Genomic DNA, 14,222 nt, shown 5'->3' with positions numbered 1-14,222 from the left:
TCTGCATCGGAACGCTTTCCCCAGCGATCAGGCAGCGACCAAGGCGGCGTCGCGCAAGCCGCGCCACACGCGGGCGGCCTGCACGCTCTCCTGCACATCATGCACCCGCACGATCTGCGCGCCCTGCCCGATCGCGACCTGCGCCAAGGCGACCGAGCCGCCGAGCCGCTCCTCGACCGGCGCACCATCGGTCAGCGCGCCGACAATGCGCTTGCGGCTGGCCCCGAACAGCAGCGGCACACCCAGCGCCTGATACATGGCCAGATTGTTGATGACGCGCGTGTCGTCCTGCAACGCCTTGCCGAAGCCGACACCGGGATCGAGGATGATCTTGCTCCGCGCAATGCCGGCATCGAGGCAGGCAGCGACCCGCGCCTCCAGCCAGTCAAACACGGCCATGGCTACCGTCGGGCCGGCAACGGCGCCGGCCTTGTACTTGACCGCGCCGCCGTGCGGATCGTCGCCGGCGGACGGGCTGTGCATCAGGATGACGGGGCACCCCGCTTTCGCCACCACCTCAAGCCCGCGCGGATCGTGGGTGAGGCCAGTCACATCATTGATGATGCCCGCGCCGGCCGCGAGCGCGGCCTCCATCACCGCCGCCTTGCGCGTATCGATGGAGACCACGATGCCGTTCCCGGCCAGTCGCTCGATCACCGGCACGGTCCGGGCGATCTCGTCGCCCTCCCACACGGTGGCGGCGCCGGGCCGGGTGGACTCGCCGCCGACATCGATGATCGAGGCGCCGGCCAGCTGCATCTCAAAGCCGGCATCGGCGGCGCGCTCGGCATCGCCGATGAGCTTGCCGCCATCCGAGAAACTGTCCGGCGTCATGTTGAGGATGCCCATGACCTGCGGCGTATCGAAGCGAATGACGCGCTCGCCCAGCGTCAACGGTGCGCGAGGCGCCGTCAGCCCCTGCATTTGCGCTGCGATCCGCTCAGCCTGCGCGTCGCTCAGGCGGCTTTGCCAGTCATCAAACATGGCAACGGGGACGATGGCCTTACCGGCGGTGCCTTCCGCGCCCGCCCAACGGACCTCGAGGCCCTGAAACCAGATCAGTCCCCCGGCAAGCCTGCGGAATTCATGCGTCTCCAGCCCGACAGGCGTGTCGATGAACCAGATCGGGCGCAGATAGAGGCGGGCGTCCGGCGGCGGGATTTCCATCATCATCGGGCGATATCCTTGTGCATCCCGCGCGCCTTAGCTTGCCCGACAGAAAAGCGGAAGCAGGAGCCCGGACCCGCGGTGGGAGCGCGCCGTCCGGGCCCCAACGACGGTGCCTTATGGCTCCGTCGCGAGCAGGTAAAGCTGGCGCATGGCATCGAGCGGCTTCACGGCGCCTTCGTGCTCGATTTGCCAGAAGGTCCAGCCATTGCAGCTGGGCGCGCCCTGCAGCGTGGCGCCCATCTTGTGGATCGAGCCGGTCTGGCCCTTGCACTCCAGCGAGCCATCGGCGCGGACATGCGCCTTGAAGCGCCCCTTGCTGGCGGTGAGCACAGTGCCGGGTGCGATCATGCCGGTCTCGACCAGCGTGCCGAACGCCACGCGCGGCTGGCTCTTGGGGGATTGCATGATGGTCAGCGCGCTCTCATCGAGCGGGAGCGCTGCAGCAATACGCTCCCGCGCGACCTCGCAATAACTGTCTTCCCGCTCGATGCCGATCCAGCGGCGCCCCAGGCGGCGGGCCACGGCGCCGGTTGTGCCGGTGCCGAAGAAGGGATCGAGCACCACATCGCCCTTGTTGGTGCAGGAGAGCAGCACGCGGTACAGCAGCGCCTCCGGCTTCTGAGTGGGATGGGCCTTGGTGCCACCGCGCTTGAGGCGCTCCTGCCCGGCGCAGATCGGCAGCACCCAGTCCGAGCGCATCTGCAACTCGTCGTTCAGCGTCTTCATCGCACGATAATTGAAGGTATATTTCGCCTTCTCTCCCTGGCTGGCCCAGATCATCGTCTCATGCGCATTGGTAAAACGCGTGCCCTTGAAGTTGGGCATGGGGTTGGCCTTGCGCCAGACGATATCGTTGAGGATCCAGAAGCCGTGATCCTGCATCAGCGCGCCCACGCGGAAGATATTGTGATAGCTGCCGATCACCCAGATCGTGCCATCCGGCTTGAGGATGCGGCGCGCCTCGGCCAGCCACTCGCGGCAAAAGGCGTCATAGGCAGCGTAGCTGTCGAACTGGTCCCAGGCGTCGTCGACCGCATCGACGCGCCCGCCCTCGGGGCGGAACAGATCGCCGCCGAGCTGGAGATTGTACGGCGGATCGGCGAAGATCATGTCTACGCTTGCCGTCGGCAGCGTGCGCATGATGGCGATGCAGTCGCCCTGCAGCAGCGTGTCGAGTGGCAGGATCGGCGGCGTGTTGGCCGGCAGGACCTTTGCGCGCACCGGTCGCTTCGTCAGTTTTTCCATCACGCTCATGTCGTCTCACCCCCGTTTGTGCGCCCGGTGTGAGTCACGACGAGTCCACCGTCAAGAGCGGTAACGGACTGGAGTCACGCGAAGAATCCGCGCCGGAAATGAGAACGAAACGAGTCCCACACGAGGGATGGAGTCCTGCGATTCAGGCAGGACTCAACATGTTGTGGTGTTGCGCCGAAGACTCAGGGGCGCGATGGGCCGAAAAATATTTTAACCGAGCCTCCGGCGCTATCGATTTTCAGAGGCTACCCGGCCCCTGGATCAGCAACCACAGGCCGATGACCGCGAACAGGCTGGCCGCCACGATGCGCACCACCTTGAGCGGCACGCGGCGGAGCAGTTCGTGCCCGAGGAACACTGCCGGGACATTGGCGATCAGCATGCCCAGGGTTGTGCCCATCGTCACCAGACCGACCTGATGGAACTGGGCGCCAAGCGCGACGGTCGCGATCTGCGTCTTGTCGCCCATCTCCACCAAGAAGAAGGCGATCGTGGTGGTGACGAACGCGCCGAAGCGGGCCGGCTTGTCCTCCAGATCATCGATCTTGTCGGGGATCAGCGTCCAGATCGCCATGGCGAGGAAGCCGGCCGCGACCAGATAGTGGAACCAGTTTTGCTGAAAGATGGACGCCACGCTTGCGCCGAGCAGGGCTGCCAGAAAGTGGTTGGCCAGCGTCGCCGCGAGAATGCCGAGGATGATCGGCACCGGCTTCTTGAACCGGGTGGCGAGCAGGATGGCCAGCAACTGCGTCTTGTCGCCGATTTCGGCGAGCGCGACGACGGCGGTGGAGGTGAACAGGGCTTCCATGAAAAATCCTCAGCCGGGCAACAAGACAAACAATGACACCGCGCCTCCCGCCCGGCCTGGACGGAAGCTCGATGTCATTGGTCTCGCCGGAATGCTTGGATTCCCTGCCGCCACGGCCTCTCGACCGAGTATGTTGACGGGCAGGCCTGCCGGAAACCGGCAGCTGGCTACTCCCCAGATGACCCCAGCGCCTTAGGCCTTCGGCCGTCTCCCGTCAACGGGCGCCCTACAGAAAGGCCAGCTGCGCGACTGGCGCGAAGCTGCGGCGGTGAAGCGGGCTTGGGCCATGCTGGCGCAGCGCGGCGAGATGATCGGCGGTGCCGTACCCCTTGTTCCGCTCCCAGCCATAATGCGGATGATCGCGCGCGGCTTCCCGCATCAGCGCGTCGCGATGTTCCTTGGCGATGATCGACGCGGCGGAAATGCAGGGCTCCAATGCATCCCCTCCGACGATTGCGCGCGCCGACCAGCGCCACTCAGGGCGCCGGCCGTGAGGTGTGAGATTGCCGTCGACCAGCACCTCGCGCGGATCGCACCCCAAGCGGGCGCACAGCCCCTCGACCGCCAGCGTCATCGCCAGCATCGTCGCGCCGAAGATGTTGAGCCGGTCGATCTCCGCGACATCGACCACGCCGACCGCCCAGTGGCAGCGGCGCTTGATCGTCGCTTCCAGACCCGCGCGCTTGGCGGCGCTCAGCTTCTTGCTGTCATCCAAGCCGGACGGGCGCGGCTTGCAGAGAACCACCGCCGCCGCGACCACCGGCCCGGCCAGTGGCCCGCGCCCGGCCTCGTCGACCCCCGCGATCATCCCTCGACCCGCCAGGGCGGATAGCGCCGGTTTTCGCCCGCCGAATAGAGACAGACGCGGTTGCCGGCCGGATCGACCAGCCAGGCCTCGCGCCAGCCCCATGCCTGATCCACCGGCTCATTATCGAAGACGAGGCCGGCCGAGATCAACGCGGTCACCCGGGCATCGAGATCATCGCATTCCAGATAGACGCCATGCTGCTGGCCATGGAGAGACAGCGTCGCGCCGCCGGGCGCCTCGAAGCGGGCATAGGGCTGGTCCGGGCTGTCCACGATCAGGGTCAGGCCCAGATCCTCGTAGAAATCGCGGGAGGCGGCATAATCACTGACCGGCACGGAAATCTGGTTGAGGCGGCCGCTCGGCCCCATGTCGAGCCGCACCGCGCCATGCGCCATCGGGCCATGCCCGCGGCCGAGGCCGGGCGCAGTGCGCAGAGCCAGCCGCACGAACAGGCGTGCGCGCGCAATGGCTTCCGGCAGATCGAGCCCCTGCCCCAGCCCGGCCGCGATGGCGCTGGCCAGGGTGCAGCCGGTGCCATGGGTATCCTCGGTATGGATGCGTGCCCCTTCCCACCGGGCAATTTCCCCCTCCGAACCGACAAGCCGGTCGGTGATGATCTCGCCGGGGGCGTGGCCGCCCTTGATGAGCAGCATTTCGCCCCGCGCAGTCAGGTCCGCCTCGCCGCCAAGCGCCTCCAGTTCGGGGAGATTCGGCGTCGTGACGAACGCCCAGCCCATCAGCTCGTGCAAGCTCTCGATGGTGGCGGCGTCCGCCAGCACGCCGCCGCTCGTCGCGACCATCACCGGATCGAGCACCACCGGCGCGCCGATGCTCTCAAGCCGGTCGGCGACCGCCAGCGCCGTCTCCGCGGAGCCGATCATGCCGATCTTCACGGCGTCCACGCCGATGTCGCTGACCACGCTGTCGATCTGCGCCAGCACCATCTCCGTCGGCACGGGATGCACGGCCTGCACGCCCAGCGTATTTTGCGCGGTGATCGCGGTGATCGCGGTCATGGCGTGGCCACCCAGCATGGTGACGGTCTTGACGTCCGCCTGGATGCCGGCGCCGCCGCCGGAGTCCGAGCCGGCGATGATCAGGATTCGAGGATAGCTCATGGGGCGCTTTTGCCCCCTGCCGGCGCGGAAGTCGAGCCGCTGGCGCTGCGCCTCACTGTTCCTTGCGGGCGCAGGCGATGCACAGCGATGCCTCGGGCCGGGCCGCCAGACGCGCCGGCGCGATGGGCTCGCCGCACAGCACGCAGGCACCGTAAACGCCCGCCTCGATCCGCGCGAGCGCACGATTGACCGAGCCGATCTCCCGCGCCACCAGCGCGGACTGCTGCTCCAGTGCGCGATCATCCTGCACTTCGCTTGCCTGTTCAGCTGAATCGGCATTCAGCGGTTCGTCCAGATCGACCGCAAGCCGCTTCTGCCGGGCTTTCAGATCATCGCGCATGGCCAGAAGCCGTGCTTTTGCGTCCATCATGTCCATGGCCACCCCCTCTCCGTCCGACTGCTTGATGCCAGTCTAGGCGGTGATGCGCGCCAATCCATGCGCCAGATCAAACCGGTCGCGCGGGCGCTCAGCCCTTGAAGCGGCGCTCCGTCGAAGCAGGGTTTCGCTTGAGCGCGTCGCCAGTCCGGCTCGGCCGGTCCAGCAGCTCGCCCCCGCAATTGGGGCAGCGATCGTCCAGATCCTCGGCGCATTCGGCGCAAAAGGTGCATTCGAACGAGCAGATGAAGGCACCACCCGCATCGGCGGGGAGATCGGCGCCGCAGCGCTCGCAATCCGGGCGCATCTCAAGCATGGGCGGCCGCCGCGCTTGCCACGGCATCGCAGATGCGGTCCACCACGCGGACGACCTGATCGCCATCGTCCCCTTCGGCCATCACGCGGATCACCGGCTCGGTGCCGGACGGCCGAATGACGAGGCGCCCCACCCCTTCAAGCTCCGCTTCCGCCTGGGCGATCACGGCCTGGACGCTCTGCGCCTCAAGCGGCTTACCGCCGGCGAAACGGACATTCTTGAGCAATTGCGGGACCGGCTCGAACTGGCGCAGCAGGGCGCTGGCCGGCTTGCCGCTCTGCACCAGCGCGGCGAGCACCTGGAGCGCGGCAATGGTGCCGTCGCCCGTCGTCGCATAATCGGAGAGGATCATGTGGCCGGACTGCTCGCCTCCGACGTTGCAGCCGCGCGCCTTCATTTCTTCCAGCACATAACGGTCGCCAACCTTGGTGCGGATGAGGGGAATGCCCTCGCTGGCAAGCTTTCGCTCCAGCCCCAGGTTGGACATGACTGTGGCGACGACCCCCTCGCCCTTGAGCATGCCCTGCCGCGCCCAGCTCGTGCCGATCAGCGCCATGATCTGGTCGCCATCCACGATGGTGCCGGTCTCATCCACCACGATCAGGCGGTCAGCATCGCCATCGAGCGCAATGCCGATGTCGGCGCCGGATGCCACGACCGTCTCCTGCAGCAGCAGCGGCGCGGTCGAGCCGCAGCCATCGTTGATGTTGGTGCCGTTGGGAGTCACACCGATCTGGACCAGCTCGGCGCCCAGCTCCCAGAAGGTATAGGGGGCGGTGTTGTACGCGGCGCCATTGGCACAATCGAGCGCCACCTTGAGCCCATCGAGCCGCAGATGCTGCGGGAAGGTCGATTTGACGAAGTGAATGTAGCGCCCGCGCCCATCCTCGACCCGCCGCGCGCGCCCGATCCCTTCGGACGGGGCCAGCGGTATCTCGCCGCCCTCGATCAGCGCCTCGATCTTCAGCTCGTCGGCGTCGGAGAGCTTGTAGCCATCCGGCCCGAACAGCTTGATGCCATTGTCATAATAAGGATTGTGGCTGGCGGAGATCATCACGCCGAGATCGGCGCGCATCGATGCGGCCAGCATCGCCACGGCGGGGGTGGGGATCGGGCCGAATTGCACCACGTCCATGCCGACACTGGTAAAGCCCGCGACCAGCGCATTCTCGATCATATAGCCGGAAAGGCGCGTATCTTTGCCGATCACCACGCGGTGGCGATGGCTGCCGCGCATGAAGTGGCGGCCGGCGGCCATGCCCACTCGCATGGCCATTTCGGCCGTCATCGTGGACTGGTTGGTGCGGCCCCGGATGCCATCCGTGCCGAAGAAGCGTCTGGTCATCGCCGGTGCTTAGCGGATCGGGGGCCGGCAGCGCCAGCCCCCTTGAAGGCTCACCGCACAGGCGCCGTCTGGTCCCGCAGGCCTTCCTCCGGGCGATCATCGACCGGGGCATCCTCTTCCTTCAGCGTATCGAGATGCATCAGACGCTTGACCAGCGGGGAGACCGCCAGCACCGCGACGGCGATGCCGATCGTCCACCAGCCAATGGTGTTGTAAACAGAGAGCGTTGCTTCCTTGGTCATCTCGCCATCATGACCGCCGGTCGCCTCGCCGATCTTGCCTGCAACAAAATTGCCGACCGCCGACATGTAGAACCAGGCGCCCATGATGAGGCTGGCGAGATGCTTCGGTGCCAGCCGGTTCATCGCGGAAAGCCCGACAGGTGAGAGGCACAGCTCACCAGTGGTCTGGAACAGATACACCAGGAACACGAACAGCACCGGCGTCAGCGCCGCCATGCCGGCCGACTGGGCGCCCCATACGAAGATGAGGAAGGAAAAGCCGACCTGCGCCAGCGCCAGACCGAATTTGGCCGGTGCGGACGGTTCCCAGCCCCGCTTGCCCAGCCACAGCCAAAGCCAGGCGAAGACCGGCCCGAGCAGCACGATGTAGATGGGGTTGAGCGACTGGAAGAAGGTGGTCTGGAAACCGCCACGGTCGACATAGCGGTCCGTATACAGATTGAGGCTGCCGCCCGCCTGCTCGAACAGGCCCCAGAACACCGGGTTGAGCGCGACGAGGAAAACGATCGCAAAGATGCGGTCGCGCGCATCCGGTTGCAGCTTCATCGCGGCGTAGAGCACATAGCCGAGCAGGGCGACGCCGGCGACGATGAGCAGCGTCTCGATGATATCCTGATACTGGACGAGGAACCAGATCACGCCGATGGAAGCGACGCCGATCGCGTAGAGCAGCCATTCGGTGCGCAGGGTGAGCGGCTTGGGCGGCTCCCCCTTGCCCATGAGGAACGGCTTGCCGATGACGAACACCGCCGCGCCCAGCAACATGCCAACGCCCGCCGCGCCGAAGCCGTATTTCCAGCCGTAGGTCTCGCCGAGCCAGCCGGCCATGATGGTACCGATGGCCGCGCCCACATTCACGCCCACATAGAAGATCGTGTAGGCGCCGTCGCGGCGGGGATCGGTAAGCCCGTAAAGCTGGCCGACGATCACCGAGATATTGGCCTTGAGGAAGCCCGAGCCGACAACGATGCAGCTTAGCGCCAGCCAGAAGATGTTGATCGTGGGATCATCCTGTCCGCCCGAGCCTTCAAATGCCATCAGGCAGTGGCCAGCGGTGAGGATCAGCGCGCCGAACAGCACGGCCTTGCGCTGGCCGAGATAGCGGTCGGCGAGATAGCCGCCCAGCACCGGTGTGACGTAGACGAGGCTGGTATAGGCCCCGTAGACGAGGTTCGCCTGTCCATCGCTGAACAGCCAGTGCTTGGTGAGGTAGAAAATCAGCAGGGCGCGCATGCCATAATAGGAAAAGCGCTCCCACATCTCGGCAAAGAACAGGATGTAGAGGCCCTTGGGATGGCCGATAAACTCCTGCTTCTTGCTCACAAGCCCAACCGCGCCGCCGGCAAGAAGCACGACGAGCGCGATGAGGGCGATGGCTGGAATGGTCGCCATAAAGTCTCCTGGTCCGGGCAACGGCGAGACGCCGGCCGCGACAATATGCCCACGAGACTTAGAGAGTCTGACATTTGAGAAAAGCGCTTTTTTCCGCCGGCCTCGACCAACCAGCCCGCCGATCCGTGATAAGGGCTGCCCGAGCGCCGTTGCCGTAGCGAAACCGGGCACAGTAGATGCAACATTGTGATCAATTGGCAAACGCGCTTGGCGGATCGACCGGATTTGTCTAGCGATGCGGCATGTTCAACGACCGCTCTTCCCTCCCCGCCTATCTCGCATCCCGCCGATCCGGCAAAGCGCGCGATCTCGCGGCGCCCGGCCCCTCGCTCGATGAGCAACGCGAGATGGTGCGGATCGCGACGCGGACCCCCGATCATGGCAAGCTCGCTCCCTGGCGGTTCCTGATCGTGCCCGACGACAAGCGCGCGGCGCTGGCCGCGCTGCTCGAGCGTGCCTATCTCGCCGAGAAGCCCGAGGCTGGCCGGCTGGAAATCGAGGCAATGCATCAGTTCGCGCATCAGGCGCCGGCGCTGATCGTTGTCCTGTCCTCGCCCAAGCCTTCCAAGATTCCCGTGTGGGAACAGGAGCTCTCAGTCGGTGCGGCAACCATGAACCTGCTGCATGCCGCCCATGCCATGGGTTTTGCGGGAGGTTGGCTGACCGGCTGGCCGTCCTACAACGAGGCCGTGCGCGATGCGTTCGGCACCAGCCAGGAGCGGATCGCCGGCTTCGTGTTCATCGGCACGCCCTCGCGGGATCTGGACGAGCGCCCCCGGCCGGAGCTGGACGACGTGTTGTCGATCTGGTCGGGCGGCTGACCGCACGCTTCCTGGCCGGCGCCTTGACCGATCCACTGTATTATGTCACTGATGCAGCATGATCGATGAGAGCCGGCCTGTCTATCTGCGCCTGCGCGACGAAATCGCCGCTGCCATTCTGGATGGACGCTTTGCCGATGGCGATGTCTTGCCATCGGTGCGGGCCTTTGCGGCCCAGCAAGGCGCGAATCCCCTGACCGTCGCCAAAGCCTATCAGAGCTTTCAGGATGAAGGGCTGGTGCAGGTCCGCCGTGGCGTTGGCATGTTTGTCGCGCCGGGCGCATCGCGTCGCCTGCGGGCGATGGAGCGCGAACGCTTCTTCAGTGCGGTCTGGCCGGGCGTCTCCGAGCAGATGCATCGCATTGGAATCACGCTGGAAGAGCTTGTCGAGCGAGATCGCATGACCACCGACTGATCACGGCCCATCGCTCCAGCCCATCGATCTATCGCGTCTGATCTCTCGTTCATCTGCCGTTGCGGTTGGCCTCGCCAGACTTGTCGCATCAGGTTGAACGGAGACAAAACATGATCAAGACCGCCCTTGCTACCCTCGCCGCCGTCGGCGTGATGATGAGCGCAGCCCCTGCGGAAGCCCACAAGAGCAAGCATCGGCACGGGCACGGCGCCAGCCGCATGTATGACGACCGCGGCTATTATCGCGAGCCCCGCCCGATCACCCGCGACACGCGCACATGGCGCGGCGACGATGGCCGCTATTATTGCAAGCGCGCGAACGGCACGACGGGCCTGATCATCGGCGCGGCCGGTGGCGCATTGCTCGGCCGGACCATCGATACGCGGGGCGACCGCACGCTCGGCACCGTCCTCGGTGCCGCTGGTGGCGCCTTGCTCGGTCGGGAAATCGAGCGCAGCGGCGCGCGCTGCCGCTGATCGCCGCTTGAGTTTGGACGTGCCGGAGTGGCCATGAGGTCGCTCCGGCACGGACCGCTCAACCCTGAAGATTATAGCTTTTCATGAGATCGTAGAGCGTCGGCCGGCTCACCCCCAGCATCCGTGCCGCGCCTGAGATATTGCCCTCGGACCGGGCGATGGCCCGCCGGATCGCCGCCTGATCGGCCGCCTCCCGGACCGCGCGCAAATTGACCACCGGGCCGTCCTCGCCGGCTGTTCCATCCAGATCAAGATCGCCTGCGGTGACCATCTTGCCCTCGGCCAGGATGACCGCGCGTTTGACGCGGTTTTCCAGCTCCCGCACATTGCCCGGCCAATGCCAGGCATCGATGGCAGCAATGGCATCGCTGGACAGGCCGCGCACCTGCGCATTCAGTTCCGGCGCGAAGCGGCCGACGAAGTGGCGCGCAAGCAGCACGGCATCGCCGGTTCGCTCCGCCAGAGCTGGGATGCGCACGATGATCTCTGCCAGGCGGTAATAGAGATCCTCGCGGAAGCGGCTTTGGGCGATCATCTCCTCCAGATTCTGGTGGGTCGCGCAGACGATCCGGCAATCCACGGCGATCTGCTGGCGCCCGCCGATCCGCTCGATGGTCCGCTCCTGCAAGAAGCGCAGCAGCTTCACCTGCAGGGCGAGCGGAATATCCCCGACCTCATCGAGGAACAGCGTGCCGCCCTGCGCCTGCTCGATCTTGCCGGGCGTCGTCTTCACCGCACCTGTAAAGGCGCCCTTCTCGTGCCCGAACAGCTCGCTCTCCAGCAGCGTCTCGGGGATCGCCGCGCAGTTGATCGCCACGAACGGTCCGGCTGCGCGGTCGCTCTTTTCGTGCAGGCCGCGGGCGAGCAGCTCCTTGCCAGTGCCGCTGGCGCCAAGCAGCATCACGGACACGCTGGCGCTCGCCACGCGCTCAATCATGCGCGCGACCTTGAGCATTTCCGGCGATGCCGTGATCATATGCCCGAGCACCCGCGCATCGGCGGGCACTGCCTCGGCAAGGCGCCGGTTCTCCTGCTCAAGCGTGTGGACGTGGAAGGCGCGGGCGACGATGTGGCCCAGGGAATCGATGTCGAGCGGCTTCTGGTAGAAATCCCACGCCCCCTGCCCGATCGCACGCCGGGCACTGGCGCGGTCGCCCTGACCGGACGCTACGATCACCTTTGTCGCCGGGGCTTCGGCGAGGATCTGCGCCAGCGCGGCCATGCCTTCGGTGATTCCATCCGGGTCGGGCGGTAGCCCAAGATCGAGCGTGACCACCGCCGGCGCTTCTGCGCGCAGGATGTCCATCGCCTCCTCCCGGTCCCCCGCGATCAGAATGTGATAACCGTCATAGGACCAGCGCAACTGGCGCTGCAGACCTGGATCATCTTCGACGATCAGCAATTTCGGGCGACTATCCCCCATCACATCGCACTCCGCATCGGCATGTCTGTTGCGTTCTCACTTGGGCTGGTAACTGGCAGCCGGATCGTGAACTGGCTGCCTTCTCCCTGGACACTCTGGACGAGCAGGCGGCCGCCCATCGCCTCGACCAGCGCGCGCGTCTCATGCGCGCCAAGGCCAAATCCATTGGCTTTGGTGGAGCTGAAGGGGCGGAACAGACGGTCGCGCATGAAGGCGGCGCTCATCCCCTTGCCCCGATCGATAACGTGAAGATCGAGCCAGGCATCGCCCTGTTCCACGACGATCCGCACCAAGGCGCCATCCGGGCTGGCTTCGATGGCATTGCGCACCAGATGGGTGAGCGCGCGCTGCAGATTATCGGCGTCGACGATCACCTGCTGTTCGAGCGCGCCCTCCACGACGACATTGCGCGTGCCGCCGGCCCAGGCGCGGGCGAGATCGCCGAGCCATGGCCCCAGCAGCAGTTCCTCGCGCTCGGAGGGGCGTGCCTGCCCGCCACGCCCAAGGCGCTGGATGAGGTCGTTCATCCGCGATGAAGTTTCTTCCAGCGTCAGGATCATATCCTCCCGGAACGCCGGATTGTCTGCGTGGCGGCGGGCGTTGCCGGCCAGTAGCGTCATCTGGCTGACCAGATTCTTGAGATCGTGCAGGATGAAGGCGAAGCGGCGGTTGAACTCTTCGAACCGCTGCGCTTCAGCCAAAGCCTCGCGATGGCGCTCCTCCGCGACGCGAGCGGCAGCTTCGCCGCAAACGACGCGCAGAACGTCAAAATCCTCCCAGTCGAGCGCGCGAGAGCGTGGCGGTGCCGCGAGCAGCATCACGCCGATGATCTCATCGCGGCAGATGAGCGGCGCAAGTGCCCAAGCGACACGGCTCTCCAGCATCGAGGCCGGGAGGAGGTCGCCCAGATCATGTCCCTCGCGTGCGAGGTCGAGGATCTTTCCGGCCGGAACCATCCGGTCGGTGACGGCGAGTGGCAGGGCCAGCGGCGGGGCGCTAGCCTCTGACCACGCATAGGCGCAGACGCGGACCAGACGCTCATCCTGCCTCAGATACAGCGCACCGGCCGGCGCATCGACCGCCTGGGTAATCGCCCGCGCGATCCGGCAATCGAGGCTGGTGCCATCCGTGTCTCCGCCATCCATCGTGGCGGAGAAGCGGAGCCAGAGGCTACGATAGTCATATCGATGCGCGAACACATGCTTGGAGATTTCGCCCCGCAGCCAGGAGCGCATGGATGCAGACGGCAGAAAGGCCAGGACCGCGACGGCAAGGGTGAACAGGAGCGCGAACTGGACGATGCGCGCCATGGGAGCGCTCATGCCGCTCAGCAAGCCGACCAGCAGCAGGATGACGCAGATATAGAACAGCGCGAGGCCTGCAGAGACGAGCCGGGTCTTCAGTGTGCGCGAGAGCGCGAAGGCGCGCGTGCCGTCGCTGCGCAGGCCCAATGCGAGCATGATCGCCAGTACCGCCATCACGAACCCGCGCATCGGCGCAAGCGGGGTCATGCTCCCTTCCGCGAACCAGACCAGCAGATAATGATTGAAATCATAGGCCCACATGCAGGCCAGCGCGGCGGCCAGCCAGCCCTCACGACGGGCCGATTCCGGGTCACCGCGCCCCGTGTTCCAGCGGAAGAGCAGCAGCAGCGCGCCCAGAGCGAAGGCAGCGCGCAACATCCAGGTCATCTCGAAATAGACGAGGATGCGGCGATCGACCCGAATGCCCTCGCCCATCTGCAGATCGAAAATCAGCTGAACCGCGAGCACAAGCGCCAGAGCCAGCACCACGACCTTGGGGCCGGCCCGCCCGCCCGGTCGCCAGACCCGCGAAAGGCTGGCCAGTGCTGCCAGCCAGGCCGCATTGCGCATGGTCTCGGTGACGCCATCGCTCAATTGGCCGAGCGGGCTGAAGCCGACAAAGGCGTGCCGCAGCGACCACAGCGCCGTCAGCGCCAGCGCCACGATGACGAACTGCGGCGCGGCGATGCGGTGGGGCTGTCGCGAAATCAGGATTGCGAGCGTGGCGAACAGGATCGCCGCGAGCGCGTGACCCAGATGGCCGGCAATCAGCCAGACAGCCATGCGCATCTCCCCCGGCTAAGCGACCGCGCGGCCGTGAAGATCACACCGCCCACGCCGCAGCGCCGCCATCCCGCTTTACAGGTCATTGTAAGATGATCCGACACCCGTCCGGCTTATGGTCAAATAGCAAAAATATGCTGAACGCCGCAGACTGCCGGTGCGCGATGCCTT

General features: G+C 65.9%; 14 protein-coding genes and 1 riboswitch. Of the genes, 3 read left to right on the top strand and 11 right to left on the bottom strand.

Going from position 1 to position 14,222, the window contains the following annotated elements; all coding sequences use genetic code 11:
• Positions 1–27: 27 nt before the first annotated feature.
• The 9 genes from folP to M2336_RS12070 all read right to left on the bottom strand — a co-directional run bounded on the left by folP (position 28) and on the right by M2336_RS12070 (position 8,829).
• Complete coding sequence (gene folP / locus M2336_RS12110; RefSeq protein ID WP_413715931.1) at positions 28–1,173, bottom strand: dihydropteroate synthase; 1,146 nt, start codon at positions 1,171–1,173, stop codon at positions 28–30.
• Positions 1,174–1,284: 111 nt separating this feature from the next.
• Positions 1,285–2,424 carry a site-specific DNA-methyltransferase gene (locus tag M2336_RS12105; protein WP_181559542.1) on the bottom strand — a complete coding sequence of 380 codons (1,140 nt, stop codon included), beginning with the start codon at positions 2,422–2,424 and terminating at the stop codon, positions 1,285–1,287.
• A gap of 238 nt (positions 2,425–2,662) precedes the next feature.
• Positions 2,663–3,232: a TMEM165/GDT1 family protein gene (locus M2336_RS12100; protein WP_181559541.1), complete on the bottom strand. Its 570-nt coding sequence runs from the start codon at positions 3,230–3,232 to the stop codon at positions 2,663–2,665.
• Positions 3,233–3,235: 3 nt separating this feature from the next.
• A riboswitch (yybP-ykoY riboswitch) is annotated at positions 3,236–3,421 on the bottom strand.
• 37 nt (positions 3,422–3,458) lie between these two features.
• Entirely contained in the window at positions 3,459–4,040 is a 582-nt protein-coding gene (locus M2336_RS12095) for a ribonuclease HII (protein WP_264570188.1), read from the bottom strand.
• Positions 4,037–5,158, bottom strand: coding sequence for a bifunctional hydroxymethylpyrimidine kinase/phosphomethylpyrimidine kinase (gene thiD, locus M2336_RS12090; protein WP_264572714.1), 1,122 nt, complete (start codon positions 5,156–5,158; stop codon positions 4,037–4,039). Before thiD ends, M2336_RS12095 begins: the two co-directional genes overlap by 4 nt.
• A gap of 52 nt (positions 5,159–5,210) precedes the next feature.
• Positions 5,211–5,534, bottom strand: coding sequence for a TraR/DksA family transcriptional regulator (locus tag M2336_RS12085; RefSeq protein WP_264572713.1), 324 nt, complete (start codon positions 5,532–5,534; stop codon positions 5,211–5,213).
• A gap of 91 nt (positions 5,535–5,625) precedes the next feature.
• Positions 5,626–5,850: a DUF1272 domain-containing protein gene (locus tag M2336_RS12080; protein ID WP_181559537.1), complete on the bottom strand. Its 225-nt coding sequence runs from the start codon at positions 5,848–5,850 to the stop codon at positions 5,626–5,628.
• Positions 5,843–7,195 (bottom strand): phosphoglucosamine mutase, encoded by a 1,353-nt coding sequence (gene glmM / locus M2336_RS12075; protein ID WP_181559536.1) that lies wholly within the window; start codon positions 7,193–7,195, stop codon positions 5,843–5,845. Before glmM ends, M2336_RS12080 begins: the two co-directional genes overlap by 8 nt.
• Before the next feature lie 50 nt (positions 7,196–7,245).
• Complete coding sequence (locus M2336_RS12070; RefSeq protein ID WP_264572712.1) at positions 7,246–8,829, bottom strand: peptide MFS transporter; 1,584 nt, start codon at positions 8,827–8,829, stop codon at positions 7,246–7,248.
• Positions 8,830–9,071: 242 nt separating this feature from the next.
• On the opposite strand from M2336_RS12070, the gene M2336_RS12065 reads away from it, so the two are divergent.
• The 3 genes from M2336_RS12065 to M2336_RS12055 all read left to right on the top strand — a co-directional run bounded on the left by M2336_RS12065 (position 9,072) and on the right by M2336_RS12055 (position 10,541).
• Positions 9,072–9,650 carry a nitroreductase gene (locus M2336_RS12065; protein ID WP_264572711.1) on the top strand — a complete coding sequence of 193 codons (579 nt, stop codon included), beginning with the start codon at positions 9,072–9,074 and terminating at the stop codon, positions 9,648–9,650.
• Between the two features lie 58 nt (positions 9,651–9,708).
• On the top strand, positions 9,709–10,065 hold the full coding sequence (locus M2336_RS12060) for a GntR family transcriptional regulator (RefSeq protein WP_264572710.1): 357 nt from the start codon (positions 9,709–9,711) through the stop codon (positions 10,063–10,065).
• A gap of 110 nt (positions 10,066–10,175) precedes the next feature.
• Positions 10,176–10,541, top strand: a complete 366-nt coding sequence (locus M2336_RS12055; RefSeq protein ID WP_181559532.1) for a glycine zipper 2TM domain-containing protein — start codon at positions 10,176–10,178, stop codon at positions 10,539–10,541.
• 58 nt (positions 10,542–10,599) lie between these two features.
• On the opposite strand, the gene prsR is transcribed toward M2336_RS12055, so the two are convergent.
• On the bottom strand, positions 10,600–11,964 hold the full coding sequence (prsR, locus tag M2336_RS12050; protein WP_264572709.1) for a PEP-CTERM-box response regulator transcription factor: 1,365 nt from the start codon (positions 11,962–11,964) through the stop codon (positions 10,600–10,602).
• Positions 11,964–14,051 (bottom strand): XrtA/PEP-CTERM system histidine kinase PrsK, encoded by a 2,088-nt coding sequence (prsK, locus tag M2336_RS12045; RefSeq protein WP_264572708.1) that lies wholly within the window; start codon positions 14,049–14,051, stop codon positions 11,964–11,966. The genes prsR and prsK overlap by 1 nt, the downstream gene beginning before the upstream one ends.
• Positions 14,052–14,222: the final 171 nt, after the last annotated feature.

The sequence above is a fragment of the Sphingobium sp. B1D7B genome (assembly GCF_025961965.1).
In the GTDB taxonomy this organism is placed as follows: Bacteria; Pseudomonadota; Alphaproteobacteria; order Sphingomonadales; family Sphingomonadaceae; genus Sphingobium.
The sequence above is the reverse complement of the archived record's forward strand: the minus strand, read 5'-3'. Positions and strand labels throughout refer to the sequence as shown.

Coding starts and splice junctions, on each gene's coding strand:
- glmM (WP_181559536.1), bottom strand. CDS start 7,195: ATGACCAGACGCTTCTTCGGCACGGATGGCATCCGGGGCCGCACCAAC.
- thiD (WP_264572714.1), bottom strand. CDS start 5,158: ATGAGCTATCCTCGAATCCTGATCATCGCCGGCTCGGACTCCGGCGGC.
- folP (WP_413715931.1), bottom strand. CDS start 1,173: ATGATGATGGAAATCCCGCCGCCGGACGCCCGCCTCTATCTGCGCCCG.
- M2336_RS12085 (WP_264572713.1), bottom strand. CDS start 5,534: ATGGACATGATGGACGCAAAAGCACGGCTTCTGGCCATGCGCGATGAT.
- M2336_RS12065 (WP_264572711.1), top strand. CDS start 9,072: ATGTTCAACGACCGCTCTTCCCTCCCCGCCTATCTCGCATCCCGCCGA.
- M2336_RS12060 (WP_264572710.1), top strand. CDS start 9,709: ATGATCGATGAGAGCCGGCCTGTCTATCTGCGCCTGCGCGACGAAATC.
- M2336_RS12100 (WP_181559541.1), bottom strand. CDS start 3,232: ATGGAAGCCCTGTTCACCTCCACCGCCGTCGTCGCGCTCGCCGAAATC.
- M2336_RS12095 (WP_264570188.1), bottom strand. CDS start 4,040: ATGATCGCGGGGGTCGACGAGGCCGGGCGCGGGCCACTGGCCGGGCCG.
- prsK (WP_264572708.1), bottom strand. CDS start 14,051: ATGGCTGTCTGGCTGATTGCCGGCCATCTGGGTCACGCGCTCGCGGCG.
- M2336_RS12105 (WP_181559542.1), bottom strand. CDS start 2,424: ATGAGCGTGATGGAAAAACTGACGAAGCGACCGGTGCGCGCAAAGGTC.
- M2336_RS12055 (WP_181559532.1), top strand. CDS start 10,176: ATGATCAAGACCGCCCTTGCTACCCTCGCCGCCGTCGGCGTGATGATG.
- M2336_RS12070 (WP_264572712.1), bottom strand. CDS start 8,829: ATGGCGACCATTCCAGCCATCGCCCTCATCGCGCTCGTCGTGCTTCTT.
- prsR (WP_264572709.1), bottom strand. CDS start 11,964: ATGGGGGATAGTCGCCCGAAATTGCTGATCGTCGAAGATGATCCAGGT.
- M2336_RS12080 (WP_181559537.1), bottom strand. CDS start 5,850: ATGCTTGAGATGCGCCCGGATTGCGAGCGCTGCGGCGCCGATCTCCCC.